The organism is Streptomyces sp. DSM 40750, from assembly GCF_024612035.1.
Classification (GTDB): domain Bacteria; phylum Actinomycetota; class Actinomycetes; order Streptomycetales; family Streptomycetaceae; genus Streptomyces.
Genome location: NZ_CP102513.1, coordinates 5607665 through 5620416, shown reverse-complemented (window position 1 = coordinate 5620416; position 12752 = coordinate 5607665). Strand labels below are relative to the sequence as shown.

Sequence of the window (12752 nt, the reverse complement as noted above, 5' to 3'; positions counted from 1 at the left end):
GTTCCACTCCCATCAATTCGCGACGAACGGTGACGGAGCGCGTGCGTAATGTGATGTGCTGGGACCGATCGCTTGCGTAGCAAGGGCTTGCGACAGCTCGCGGGGGGACGAGGGAGGGGAGAACTCATGGGCTCGGAGCACCACCACATCCGCCGTTGGGAATCGGGCGCCCTCGCCCACGCCGTGACGGACCCCTTCGGCCAGGGGCCGGTCCCCTGGCTGCGGGGCAATGTGACGTACTTCGACGACACCGGCCAAGTGGTCCCCTGGTACGTGGACCCGGCCCCGCAGGAGCCCGAAGCACCCGCCACAGGCACCCGCACCCACACCGGCACCCGCGCCCGCGTCCCCGCCCCCCGCACCCCGCCGGGCCCGCGCTCCGCCGACGACGTGAACCGGCAGATCAAGGGGTTCACGGCGACCGGCGCCGCCGCCCCCGGCGAGTCCATCGACTTCCACATCACCGTGGACCCGCCCCAGGAATTCGGCGTCGACATCTACCGCATCGGCCACTACAGCGGCGACGGCGCGGCGAAGATCACCACCAGCCCCCGCCTCTCCGGCATCGTCCAGCCGCCGCCCCTCACCGCCGACCGCACGGTCTCCTGCCACCACTGGTGGCTCTCCTGGCGGCTGCAGATCCCGAGCTACTGGAACGTCGGCGCGTACGTGGCCGTCCTCACCACCGCCGACGGCTACCGCTCCCACGTGCCGTTCACCATCCGCGACGACTGCCAGGCCGACCTGCTGCTCCTGCTGCCGGACATCACCTGGCAGGCGTACAACCTGTACCCGGAGGACGGCCGCACGGGCGCCAGCCTCTACCACGCCTGGGACGAGAAAGGCCGACTGCTCGGCGAGTCCGACGCGGCGACGACCGTCTCCTTCGACCGCCCGTACGCCGGCGCAGGCCTCCCCCTCCATGTCGGCCACGCCTACGACTTCATCCGCTGGGCCGAGCGCTACGGCTACGACCTCGCCTACGCGGACGCCCGCGACCTGCACTCCGGCCGCGTCGACCCGTCCCGCTACCGGGGCCTGGTCTTCCCGGGCCACGACGAGTACTGGTCGCCGCGGATGCGCCGCACCACCGAGCTCGCCCGCGACACCGGCACCTCGCTGGTCTTCCTCTCCTCCAACACCATGTACTGGCAGGTGGAGCTGAACCCGTCCCCGTCAGGTGTCCCCGACCGCCTCCTCACCTGCCGAAAACGCCAGGGCCCCGGGAAACCCGCGCTGTGGCGCGAAATCGACCGTCCCGAGCAGCAGCTGATGGGCATCCAGTACGAGGGCCGGGTGCCCGAGCCCCACCCCCTGGTCGTGCGCAACGCCGACCACTGGCTCTGGGACGCGACCGGCGCCCACGAGAACGACGAGCTGGAAGGCATGGTCGCGGGCGAGGCCGACCGCTACTTCCCGCGCACCCCGCTCCCCGAGCACCAGGGCCGCATACTCCTCGCCCACTCCCCGTACCGGGACGCCGGCGACATCGTCCGCCACCAGGAGACTTCCCTCTACCGGGCCCCCTCCGGCGCCTGGGTCTTCGCATCCGGAACGTTCGCCTGGTCCCCGGCCCTGGACCGTCCGGGCCACGTCGACACGCGCATCCAGCGAGCCACAGCAAACCTTCTGGACCGCATCTGCAAACGAGACTGAGCGCACACACCCCAACCCCTGGCCGAGACCGGTCGTCCCGATACGGGACAATCGAGCCACTTGGACATCACCACGGGGAGGAACCGTGTCCGGATTCGTAGAAAAGCCCGAGCCTCTTCAGGTTCCGGGCCTGGTGCATCTGCACACCGGCAAGGTGCGCGAGCTGTACCAGAACGAGGCGGGCGACCTCGTGATGGTCGCCAGCGACCGAACGTCCGCGTTCGACTGGGTGCTGCCGACGGAGATCCCCGACAAGGGGCGTGTCCTCACGCAGCTGTCCCTCTGGTGGTTCGACCAGCTCGCCGACCTGGCCACGAACCACATCCTGAGCACCGAACTCCCGCCGGGCGCCCCCGCCGACTGGGCGGGCCGCACCCTCGTCTGCAAGTCGCTCAGGATGGTCCCGGTGGAGGCGGTGGCCCGCGGCTACCTCACCGGCTCCGGCCTCGCCGAGTACGAGCAGACCCGTACGGTCTGCGGTCTCGCCCTCCCGGAGGGCCTGGTCGACGGCTCGGAGCTGCCGGCGCCGATCTTCACCCCGGCCACCAAGGCCGCCGTCGGCGAGCACGACGAGAACGTGTCGTACGAGGAGGTCGCCCGCCAGGTCGGCGCGGAGACCGCCGCCCAGCTGCGCCAGACGACCCTCGCCGTGTACAGCCGCGCCCGGGACATCGCCCGTGACCGCGGCATCATCCTGGCCGACACCAAGTTCGAGTTCGGCTACGAGGGCGACACCCTCGTCCTCGCCGACGAGGTCCTCACCCCGGACTCCTCTCGCTTCTGGCCGGCCGACCTGTGGGAGCCGGGCCGCGCCCAGCCGTCCTTCGACAAGCAGTTCGTCCGCGACTGGCTGACCTCGGAGGCCTCCGGCTGGGACCGCAAGAGCGAGCAGCCCCCGCCGCCGCTGCCGGAGGAGATCGTCGCCGCGACTCGCGCCAAATACGTGGAAGCGTACGAGCGCCTGACCGGAACGAGCTGGTCGTAACGGCGTGGAACACGAAGAAGGCCCCGATCCGATGGACCGGGGCCTTCTTTCACATGCTTTCTTTCAAGAGCGGACGACCAGGTTCGAACTGGCGACCTCAACCTTGGCAAGGTTGCGCTCTACCAACTGAGCTACGTCCGCGCTGCGCCGTGGCGCGAGGCCAACTATACCCAACCTCGCTTCCGTGCGAACCGCACCGCCGCGTGGCGGTTCTCCACGCCGAGTTTGGAGACGGCCGAGGACAGATAGTTCCGTACGGTTCCCTGGGACAGCGCGGCCCGTTCTGCGATCTCCGCGACGGGCGCCCCGTCGGCGGCGAATTCGAGCACCTCGGCCTCCCGCGCGGTCAGCGGCGAGTCCCCGGAGGAAATCGCGTCGGCCGCCAACTCCGGGTCCACATAACGGTTCCCCGCGTGCACGGTCCGGATGATCTCCGCGAGCCGCTGCGCGCTGACGGTCTTGGGGACGAACCCGCGCACACCTGCCTCAAGCGCCCGCTTCAGATGCCCCGGCCGCCCGTGCCCGGTCACGATCAGCACCCGGCAGCCGGGCAGTTCGGACCGCAGGGATGTGGCGACCTTCACACCGTCCGCCCCCGGCATCTGCAGGTCCAGCACCGCCACATCCGGCTCGTGCGCCAGCGCCATCGCCAGCGCCTCCGGCCCGCTCGCCGCCTCCGCGACCACCACCAGGTCGTCCTCCAGCGTCAGCAACGCGGCCAGCGCCCCCCGGATCAGGTGCTCGTCGTCGGCGAGCAACAGCCGCACGGGCCGCCCCGCCCCCGCCGCTGCCTCCGCCCGTACGGCCGTCACGCCGCGCCCCCACGTACAACCGCCGAGCCGACCGCCGCCGACGCGCCCCCCGAAGCCGAGCCCGATCCCGCAGCCTTGCCCGATCCCGATCCCGATCCCGATCCCGATCCCGAAGCCTTGCCCGAGCCCGCCGCGCACGCCGAGCCCTCCGAGGTCAGCGGCACGCGCGCCACCACCCGGAACGCGTCCCCGCCCACCGGCCCCGCCTCCAGCGTCCCGTCCACGACCGCCAGCCGCTCCCGCAGCCCGGCGAGCCCGGACCCGGCGCCTATGGAGCGCCCGGCGTCCCCGGCCCCCTCTCCGTCCCCGTCCGCCCGTATCCCGTCGTTCTCCACGGTCAGCACCACTTCCCCCTCCGCCACCTTCAACATCACCGAGCACTGCCCGGCGTTCCCGTGCCGCAGCACGTTCGTCGTCCCTTCCCGCACCACCCAGGCGAGCGCGGACTGCACCTCGCCGGGCAGCCCGGCGGTGTCCGTCCCGCCGACCGAGCAGTCGATGCCGGCCGCCTCCAACACACCCCGCGCACCGGTGAGTTCGACTCCGAGGTCGGCCTCGCGATACCCCCGTACGACCTCCCGCACCTCGCGCTGCGACTCCTGCGCGATCCGCTGGACCTCGATCATCTGCTCGACGGCCTCGGGGCGCTCCCGGCGGGCCAGTTGGACGGCCAGCTCGCTCTTCAGAGCGATGACCGCGAGGTTGCGGCCGATCACGTCGTGCAGATCGCGCCCGAACCGGAGCCGCTCCTCGGCGACGGCGAGCCGGGCGCGGGTCTCGCGGGCGGCGTCGAGTTCGTAGACGGCCTTGAGAAGCCAGACGGAGAAGACGGAGGTGAAGGAGAGGAAGGTGGTGCCGAACAGCGTCGCCACCAGCGTGGCCAGGATGTCGGTCCTGTCGGCCCCGACGGCGAGGGCCAAGGCCCCGCTGCCCCCGACGAAAGCCAAGATCACTGACAGCAGCCGGCGTCGGCTGCGTATGCCGAGCGCGATGATGCCGACACCGAAGATCAGCACGCCTCCGAATATCCCGCCCAGTGCCGTCCTGGCCTCGTCGTCGAGGGACGCGCTGTGGGCCAGGACGACCGCCACGACTCCGACCAGCGCGGTGGCGATCCCGAGCGTCCAGAGCAGGCGTACGGGCTGCTCGCGGCCGCCGCGCACCCAGTCGAGCGACCGGGAGACCGCGACCGAGGAGAGAGCCGCGTGCACGCACACCAGCGCGAAGTACCAACCGGCGGATCCCAGCGGCAACTGGCCGAAGAGCGGTATCCCGAACCCGCCGACCTCGATCAACGGGAACGAGTGGAACGACCACCGCGTATACGTCTCCACCTTGGCCGGTGTGCTCTTCCCCCGCCACCAGGCTCCCGGCCCCCGCATGGCCCAACTCCCCTCATCGGCGCGGTTCCCAGCGGAACCACCGTCGTACAGCAAACACCGCGAGCACGGTCCAGGCCAGCGCGGTGGCGACGGCGCCCAGGGTGTCGTACGCGGTCAGGTCGCCGGTCCAGCCGCCGCGTACCAGCGTGATGACGGGGCTGAGCGGCAGAAGTTCGCACACGGATGCCACGCGGTCGGGCAGCACTTCGAGCGGCACGGTGATGCCCGATCCGAGCAGCGACACGAACATCACCGGCACGCTCGTCACCTGCGCGCTCTCGGCGGTACGGCTGAAGCTCGCGGTGACCGCCGCCAGCGCCACGCACATGACGACGCCCAACAGCACGCCCAGCACGGCCAGGTGGGGCGCGGGCGGCGCCCCGACGTCGAGCAGGACCGTGCAGCCGATCGCCAGAAGCACGCACTGGGTGAGCCCGATGCCGACGGCCGGCAACGACGCCCCGACCAGGATCTCCGGGTCGCGAAGCTCACCGGTCCGCAGCCGCTTCAGGACGAGTTCCTCGCGGCGTACGACATAGACGTTGGTCAGGGCGGCGTAGACCGCGAAGAGCAGCGAGAAGCCGATCGCGGCGGGGAGCATGACGGTCCCGACGCTCAGCCCCGCCTTCTCCAGATCCATCTCGTCCGTCGCCGACCGCACACTGAGCGGCAGCAGCAACGGCACGAGCAACGCCGTGAACAGCGTGGCCCGGCTGCGCCCCAACAGCGTGAGCTCGGCGCGGGCGAGGGTGGCCATCCGGCCCTTGAGCGTCGTCGTCCCGGCCCCGACGCCCGGTGCCGCACTCGCCCCGGCCGCCGTACTCGTGGTCGTGCTCATGCCGCCACCCCGTCCTTACGCGCTTCCGTGCCCGTACGGGACTCCGTGCCCGCACGAGATGCCGCCGCCGTCTCCCGCGCGATGCGCAGGAAGGCCTCCTCCAGCGAGGCCGACCGCACCTCGAGGCGTCCCAGTTCGACCCGCGCCCGCTCGGCCCACAGCAGCAGCCCGGTGGCCGCCCGCTGGAGTTCTTTCGTGCGCAGCACCACCGCGCGCCCGTCCTCCTCGTGCCCGGTGATGCCCAGCTCGCCGAGCGGCGGCAGGTCGCCCAGGAAGTACCCGGCGGGCAGCTCGAAGGAGATGCGGGACGGCTGGGAGGCGGTCACCTCGGCCGGGGTTCCGGTCGCGGCGACGCTCCCCTCGTGGAGGATGGCGAGCCGGTCGGCCAGGTCCTCCGCCTCCTCCAGGTAGTGCGTGGTGAGCAGCACGGTCGTACCCCCGTCGCGCAACTCCCGTACCAGCTCCCACGTGTCCTGGCGGCCCTCCGCGTCGAGCCCGGTCGTCGGCTCGTCCAGGAAGAGGACCTCGGGCCGCCCGAGCAGCGCGAGCGCCAGGTCGAGGCGCCGCTTCTCGCCGCCGGACAACTGCTTGACCCGTACACCGGCCCGTCGCCCGAGGCCGACGATCTCCAGCGCCTCCCCGACGGGCCGCGCCCCGCTGGTGCAGCCGGCCCACATCCGTACCGTCTCCGCGACGGTCAGCTCGGAGGGGAAGCCACCCTCCTGCAGCATCACGCCGATCCGGGGGCGTACGGCCGCGCGCTCCTGGTGGGGGTCGTGCCCGAGGATCCGCACCCGGCCGCCGGACGGCGGCGAGAGCCCCTCCAGCAGTTCGACCGTGGATGTCTTGCCCGCGCCGTTGGTGCCCAGAAGCGCGAAGAGCTCTCCCCGGCCCACGGAGAACGTGATCCCCCGCACGGCCTCGAAACCGCCCCCGTACACGCGCCGCAGGTCGGTGACCTCGATCACGTTCTCGTGATCGTGAGTGTTCACGCCCTCGTGCCCGTTCGTTTTCATGCCTTCAGCGTCTCGGCGCCACGGGCCGTGCGGCAGTGCGCGGTGTCATCACTCGGCATGACAAATGTCAGACGCGGGATACGGCAGGGGACATGAAGAAGACCCCGGTCCAGTGGACCGGGGTCTTCTTTCACGAGCGGACGACCAGGTTCGAACTGGCGACCTCAACCTTGGCAAGGTTGCGCTCTACCAACTGAGCTACGTCCGCATTGCCTCCGACCGGCTCTCACCGATCGGCGCTAGGACTACTTTACCTCATCCACAACAGTGGTCGGTAAGTGATCCAGAGCGGGTGACAGGAATTGCACACTGCGCCTTCCCTCTGGAAGAGGGATGTTCTGCTACTGAACTACACCCGCGTGACTCCGGTGAGCCGGGCCTTTCGGCCTTGCCCCTCGGCGTGCTCCAGACTCTAGCCGATCCGCCGGGGGGCAACGCAAGTCGGTTGTCCCCGGGGTCCAAGTCGACCGTCCTCAAGGCTCGCTGACGAACCCTGAGGACCGGCCGACGTGGGTGTGCCTACTGTGCCTCGGCGAACGCCTCGTAGACCCTCTTGGGGATCCGGCCGCGCGCGGGGACCTCCAGTTTGTTGGCCTGGGCCCAGGCGCGGACGGCCGCCGGATCCGGGGCGACCTGGGTCTGCTTGTACGCCTTGCCCGACTTCGACCGCTTGCGGCCGGCCTCCACGTAGGGCGCGAGCGCCTTACGCAGTGTCTTGGCATGGGCTTCGTTCAGGTCGATCTCGTACGACTTGCCGTCGAGTCCGAAGGCGATCGTTTCCGCCGCTTCCGAGCCGTCGATGTCGTCGGAGAGAGTGACCACGACACGCTGCGCCACGAATATCGGTCCCTTCGTGCGACATCTCTCCGTTGACGTGCCCTGACGTCAGGGAGATGTCGGCTGTCCGGCTGTTATTTGGGCAAAGTATCGGCTATTGCCAATTCATTTGTACAGTGCCCGGCATTGCAATGTGAAGACAGACTTAATCCGCCCGCGTGTCCCTCGCGCAATAGGGATCCGGGATCTTTCCCAGAAGTTTTCGCGAGGGTGATCACTCGATACCGGATCGTGACCGCCGTCACCCGGAATCCCTGTAGTTTCCTACCAATCTACTCGCGTAGAAATTTTGTACGGGTAGTCTGAAGGAACCTGCTCAGCACCACACACCGGGAGTGCCAGTGGCACGCGTCGTAGTCGACGTCATGCTCAAGCCGGAGATCCTCGACCCCCAGGGCCAGGCGGTGCAGCGCGCGCTGCCGCGCCTCGGTTTCGAGGGCGTCTCCGACGTACGTCAGGGAAAGCGATTCGAACTGGAAGTTGACGGACCGGTGGACGACGCCGCGCTCGCCCGCATCCATGAGCTGGCGGAATCCTTCCTCGCCAACACCGTGATCGAGGACTTCACCGTCAAGGTCGAGGAAGTCGCGGAGGCAGGAAAGTGACCGCTCGTATTGGCGTCGTCACCTTTCCCGGCAGTCTCGACGACCGGGACACGCAGCGCGCGATCAGGCTCGCCGGTGCCGAACCCGTCGCTCTCTGGCACAAGGACAAGGACCTCCACCAGGTTGACGCCGTGGTGCTGTGCGGCGGTTTCTCCTACGGCGACTATCTGCGCGCCGGCGCCATCGCGCGCTTCTCGCCGGTGATGGAGACGGTCATCGAGCAGGCGAAGGCCGGACTGCCGGTCCTCGGCATCTGCAACGGCTTCCAGATCCTCACCGAGGCCCACCTCCTCCCGGGCGGGATGCTCGGCAACGACCACCTCCACTTCATCTGCCGTGACCAGAAGCTGCGGGTGGAGAACACGGAGACCTCCTGGACCACCGACTACGAGGCCGGCCAGGAGATCCACATCCCGCTGAAGAACATGGACGGCCGGTACGTCGCCGACCAGTACACGCTGGACAAGCTGGAGGCCGAGGGCCGCGTCGCCTTCCGGTACCTGGACTTCAACCCGAACGGCTCGCTCAACGACATCGCCGGCATCACGAACGAGGCGGGCAACGTCGTCGGTCTCATGCCGCACCCGGAGCACGCCGTGGAGCCGCTCATCGGCACCGGCCGCACCGACGGCCTCCCCTTCTTCACCTCGATCCTCAAGAAGCTGGTCAACGCATGAGCCGGACGCCTCTGGACACGGTCGAGCACGCGGCCGCGACCCCCGACGTCGAGCTGCCCTGGGCCGAACTGGGCCTGAAGAAGGACGAGTACGAGAGGGTCGTCGAGATCCTCGGCCGTCGGCCCACCGGTGCCGAGCTCGCCATGTACTCGGTCATGTGGTCCGAGCACTGCTCGTACAAGTCCTCGAAGGTCCACCTGCGCCAGTTCGGCGAGAAGGCCCCGCAGAGCGACGCGCTGCTGGTCGGCATCGGTGAGAACGCCGGTGTCGTGGACGTCGGCCAGGGCTACGCGGTCACCTTCAAGGTCGAGTCGCACAACCACCCGTCGTACGTCGAGCCCTACCAGGGCGCGGCCACGGGTGTGGGCGGCATCGTCCGCGACATCATCGCGATGGGCGCGCGCCCGGTCGCCGTCGTCGACCCCCTGCGCTTCGGCGCGGCGGACCACCCGGACACCAAGCGCGTCCTCCCCGGCGTCGTCGCCGGTATCGGCGGCTACGGCAACTGCCTGGGCCTGCCGAACATCGGCGGCGAGGTCGTCTTCGACTCCTGCTACCAGGGCAACCCGCTGGTCAACGCCGGTGCCATCGGCGTCATGCGGCACGAGGACATCCACCTCGCGAAGGCCTCCGGCGCGGGCAACAAGGTCATCCTCTACGGGGCTCGCACGGGCGGTGACGGCATCGGCGGCGCCTCGATCCTGGCGAGCGAGACCTTCGACGACGCCAAGCCGTCGAAGCGCCCCGCCGTCCAGGTCGGCGACCCCTTCCAGGAGAAGCTCCTCATCGAGTGCACCCTGGAGGCGTTCAAGGAGAAGCTGGTCGTCGGCATCCAGGACCTCGGCGCGGCCGGGCTCTCCTGCGCCACGTCCGAGCTGGCCTCGAACGGCTCGGGCGGCATGCGCGTCACCCTCGACGACGTACCCCTGCGTGACTCGACCCTCTCGCCCGAGGAAATCCTCATGAGCGAGTCGCAGGAACGCATGTGCGCGGTCGTCGAGCCGGAGAAGGTCGACCGCTTCCTCGAGATCTGCGACAAGTGGGACGTCATCGCCACGGTCATCGGTGAGGTGACCGACGGCGACCGTCTGGAGATCTACTGGCACGGCGGCAAGATCGTCGACGTCGACCCGCGCACGGTCGCGCACGACGGCCCGGTCTACGAGCGCCCGTACGCCCGCCCCGAGTGGCAGGACGCGCTCCAGGCGGACGACGCGAACAAGCTGCCGCGCCCGGCGACCAGCGAGGAGCTGCGCGAGCAGGTCCTGAAGCTGGTCGCCTCCCCGAACCAGGCCTCCAAGTCCTGGATCACCAGCCAGTACGACCACTTCGTGCAGGGCAACACGGTGCTCGCCCAGCCCGAGGACTCCGGCATGATCCGCGTCGACGAGGAGAGCGGCCTCGGTGTCGCCATCGCGACGGACGGCAACGGCCGCTACGCCAAGCTGGACCCGTACCACGGCGCCCAGCTGGCCCTGGCGGAGGCGTACCGCAATGTCGCCACCACCGGCGCCAAGCCCCTCGCGGTCTCGGACTGCCTGAACTTCGGCTCGCCCGAGGACCCGGCGGTCATGTGGCAGTTCGCGGAGGCGGTACGCGGTCTGGCGGACGCCTGCCAGCAGCTGGGCACCCCGGTGACCGGCGGCAACGTCTCGCTCTACAACCAGACGGGCGAGGTGGCGATCCACCCCACCCCGGTCGTCGCGGTCCTCGGCGTCATCGACGACGTCGCCCGGCGGACGCCGGTCGCCTTCCAGGAGGAGGGCCAGCTGCTCTACCTCCTCGGCGACACCCGCGAGGAGTTCGGCGGCTCGGCCTGGTCCCAGGTCGTCCACGACCACCTCGGCGGTCTGCCCCCGCAGGTCGACCTGGAGCGCGAGCGCCTGCTGGCCGAGATCCTGATCTCCGCCTCCCGCGACGGCATGATCGACTCCGCGCACGACCTCTCCGACGGCGGCCTGATCCAGGCGGTCGTGGAGTCGGCCCTGCTCGGCGGCAAGGGCGCGCGTCTGATCGTCCCGGACGGCCTGGACGCGTTCACCTTCCTGCTCTCGGAGTCGGCCGGCCGCGCCGTCGTCGCCGTCCCCCGCTCCGAGGAGGTCCGCTTCAACGACATGTGCGGTGCCCGCGGCCTGCCGGTGACCCGCATCGGCGTCGTGGACGGCACCGAGTCCGATGCGAACGCGGTGGTCGAGATCCAGGGCGAGTTCACCCTCACCCTGGAGGAGCTGCGCACGGCCCACGAGGGCACGATCCCGGCGCTGCTGGCGTAACGCCGGTCGGCAGTACGACGCCTCAAGGCCGCCGCTCCAGGGTCCCCTCGTGGGCCCGGGGCGGCGGCCTCGCGCCGCTCAGCACCTCATCGCGGTGTCCCTGGAGTCCTCCACCTCCCGGCACGGCAGGAACCCCTGGCCCTCCAGCAGCTTGGACACGCCTCGGCTGCGCAGGAAGTCGAGGAAGTTGCGGGGGAGGCCGGTCGCGCCCGGCTGGGTGTAGAGGACTTCCGAGGCCCAGAACTTGTAGTTGCCGTTGAGGACGTTCTCGTGGGTGGGGGCCGTGCTGTTGATCGGCACCGTGCGGACGTTGGGGAAGAAGGGGAGGGCGTCGGCCTCGGCGTACCCGATGGCGTTCGGCGTGCGGTTGACGTAGTCGAGCAGTTCCAGCGTGGACCGCACCCAGCAGATCCGGGGCGGATTCTCGTTGTCGGCGCCCTCCTGGCCCGGTGCGGGGCGGGGGCAGGCGTCGGCGCTGGGCGGGGCGGTCACGGGGCCGAGGACCCGGTCCTCGAAGACGTTCCGGGTGCCCGAGCCGTTGGAGCGGATGACCGCCACGGGGGCGCTCGTGAGGCGGCCCTCGGTGTCGCCGAGTGTGCCGCCGGAGAAGATCTGCCGGAGCTGCTCCTGGCTCAGGCCCTTGTCCCAGAGGGACTCGCCGTTGGTGAGGTCCGTGCCGAGCGACTCGTTCGCCACGACCGCGAAGACGAGTACCCCGACGTGGTGGGCGTCGTAGCCCTGCTCCGGCTTCTGCCCGGCCACGCTGTCGACCATGGCGATGGTCTCGTCGGCCGGGTGCTCCGCCAGCGCCCGCAGCCCCTCCTCGCTGGAGCTCGGCCGCAGCTCCACCCTGGTCCCGGGGCACCGTTCCTCGTACACCTCCTTGACCTGGTGGGCCAGGGGCGAGAAGGCGGTCGAGCCCGTCAGGGTGAGCGTGCCCGGGGAGCAGGTGGCGTTCAGCGCGAGGCTTCTGTTGTTGGCGTAGACACCGGTGCCGACACTGAAGGAGGCCACGAGGAGAATGACGATGGCGGTGGCCAACCGGCGCCTGGCCCGCCCGAAGCTCCACTTGATACGGCCGCCCCGCAGCTTGCCGGTGTGGGTGATCTTGGGTTTGTTCGTGGTGCCGGTGCCGTCGTCCTCCACCAGCACCAGCAGCCGGAAGTGCTCGCCCCGGTTGAGGGTGAACAGGGGCAGGGTGATCGTGTCGGTCGGCTCGGGTGCGGGCTGCCGCGCATCGTCGCCGTCGGCCGGCTCGGGCTGGATGGCGGCGCGCACGAAGGGGCGCAGGGCGCTCTCCAGGGGCTCGTGGGCGTCGCGCACCTTGAAGTGGACGACCTTCTTGCCCTCGAACCGGAAGGTCAGCGGGGCGACGAAGTGCTCCGGCTCCAGCGGCTGCACCCCCGAGTTGCGCACCTCCAGGATGACCAGGCTGCCCTCACTGATCTGCCGGCCCTGCCAGTGGATCTCCCACATGCCGGGCGGCGGCTGGTTGTTGATGTGCTTGTTGATGGGCCCGTTGTAGACCTCGCTCCAGCTGATCCGCCGCCAGCCCTGGTATTTGTCCAGCCAGTACGCCCCGAGGCTCGCGGACAGTGCGCACACCAGGGCACCCGCCCACATCTGCCCGTTGCTCAGCCCGCCGAAGAAGTCGGCGATGGTCTCGAACAC

At 69.9% G+C, this 12752-nt stretch carries 11 protein-coding genes and 3 tRNA genes; 5 read left to right on the top strand and 9 right to left on the bottom strand.

Annotated features, from left to right (window positions below; genetic code table 11):
• Positions 1–126 precede the first annotated feature (126 nt).
• Positions 127–1656 carry a N,N-dimethylformamidase beta subunit family domain-containing protein gene (locus JIX55_RS25120; protein ID WP_257565545.1) on the top strand — a complete coding sequence of 510 codons (1530 nt, stop codon included), beginning with the start codon at positions 127–129 and terminating at the stop codon, positions 1654–1656.
• An 85-nt stretch (positions 1657–1741) separates the two neighbouring features.
• Positions 1742–2641, top strand: coding sequence for a phosphoribosylaminoimidazolesuccinocarboxamide synthase (locus JIX55_RS25115; protein WP_257565544.1), 900 nt, complete (start codon positions 1742–1744; stop codon positions 2639–2641).
• Positions 2642–2709: 68 nt separating this feature from the next.
• On the opposite strand, the gene JIX55_RS25110 is transcribed toward JIX55_RS25115, so the two are convergent.
• The 8 genes from JIX55_RS25110 to JIX55_RS25075 all read right to left on the bottom strand — a co-directional run bounded on the left by JIX55_RS25110 (position 2710) and on the right by JIX55_RS25075 (position 7526).
• Positions 2710–2782: transfer RNA gene (locus tag JIX55_RS25110), tRNA-Gly, on the bottom strand.
• A gap of 23 nt (positions 2783–2805) precedes the next feature.
• The gene (locus JIX55_RS25105; RefSeq protein ID WP_257569473.1) at positions 2806–3408 is read right to left on the bottom strand and encodes a response regulator transcription factor; all 603 of its coding nucleotides are present in this window, start codon (positions 3406–3408) and stop codon (positions 2806–2808) included.
• A 41-nt stretch (positions 3409–3449) separates the two neighbouring features.
• Complete coding sequence (locus JIX55_RS25100; protein WP_257565543.1) at positions 3450–4835, bottom strand: sensor histidine kinase; 1386 nt, start codon at positions 4833–4835, stop codon at positions 3450–3452.
• 13 nt (positions 4836–4848) lie between these two features.
• Complete coding sequence (locus JIX55_RS25095) at positions 4849–5673, bottom strand: ABC transporter permease (RefSeq protein ID WP_257565542.1); 825 nt, start codon at positions 5671–5673, stop codon at positions 4849–4851.
• On the bottom strand, positions 5670–6689 hold the full coding sequence (locus JIX55_RS25090) for an ABC transporter ATP-binding protein (RefSeq protein WP_257565541.1): 1020 nt from the start codon (positions 6687–6689) through the stop codon (positions 5670–5672). Before JIX55_RS25090 ends, JIX55_RS25095 begins: the two co-directional genes overlap by 4 nt.
• Before the next feature lie 135 nt (positions 6690–6824).
• A tRNA-Gly gene (locus JIX55_RS25085) sits at positions 6825–6897 on the bottom strand.
• A gap of 79 nt (positions 6898–6976) precedes the next feature.
• Positions 6977–7048 (bottom strand) — tRNA-Gly (locus tag JIX55_RS25080).
• A 160-nt stretch (positions 7049–7208) separates the two neighbouring features.
• Positions 7209–7526 (bottom strand): histone-like nucleoid-structuring protein Lsr2, encoded by a 318-nt coding sequence (locus tag JIX55_RS25075; RefSeq protein ID WP_257565540.1) that lies wholly within the window; start codon positions 7524–7526, stop codon positions 7209–7211.
• Positions 7527–7867: 341 nt separating this feature from the next.
• Here JIX55_RS25075 and purS point away from each other — a divergent pair, with 341 nt between their 5' ends.
• From purS to purL, 3 genes are read left to right on the top strand one after another with little or no spacing between them, the layout of a single operon-like run.
• Entirely contained in the window at positions 7868–8131 is a 264-nt protein-coding gene (gene purS, locus JIX55_RS25070) for a phosphoribosylformylglycinamidine synthase subunit PurS (RefSeq protein WP_005482678.1), read from the top strand.
• Positions 8128–8808 (top strand): phosphoribosylformylglycinamidine synthase subunit PurQ, encoded by a 681-nt coding sequence (purQ, locus tag JIX55_RS25065; RefSeq protein WP_257565539.1) that lies wholly within the window; start codon positions 8128–8130, stop codon positions 8806–8808. The genes purS and purQ overlap by 4 nt, the downstream gene beginning before the upstream one ends.
• A complete protein-coding gene (purL, locus tag JIX55_RS25060; protein ID WP_257565538.1) occupies positions 8805–11081 on the top strand; it encodes a phosphoribosylformylglycinamidine synthase subunit PurL in 2277 nt (758 codons plus the stop codon). The genes purQ and purL overlap by 4 nt, the downstream gene beginning before the upstream one ends.
• 78 nt (positions 11082–11159) lie before the next feature.
• On the opposite strand, the gene JIX55_RS25055 is transcribed toward purL, so the two are convergent.
• On the bottom strand, positions 11160–12752 hold the full coding sequence (locus JIX55_RS25055; protein WP_257565537.1) for a substrate-binding domain-containing protein: 1593 nt from the start codon (positions 12750–12752) through the stop codon (positions 11160–11162).

What these genes read in the sequence shown, in the direction of transcription:
- JIX55_RS25120 (WP_257565545.1), top strand. Translation starts at nt 127, where the DNA reads ATGGGCTCGGAGCACCACCACATCCGCCGTTGGGAATCGGGCGCCCTC.
- JIX55_RS25100 (WP_257565543.1), bottom strand. Translation starts at nt 4,835, where the DNA reads ATGCGGGGGCCGGGAGCCTGGTGGCGGGGGAAGAGCACACCGGCCAAG.
- JIX55_RS25095 (WP_257565542.1), bottom strand. Translation starts at nt 5,673, where the DNA reads ATGAGCACGACCACGAGTACGGCGGCCGGGGCGAGTGCGGCACCGGGC.
- JIX55_RS25090 (WP_257565541.1), bottom strand. Translation starts at nt 6,689, where the DNA reads ATGAAAACGAACGGGCACGAGGGCGTGAACACTCACGATCACGAGAAC.
- purL (WP_257565538.1), top strand. Translation starts at nt 8,805, where the DNA reads ATGAGCCGGACGCCTCTGGACACGGTCGAGCACGCGGCCGCGACCCCC.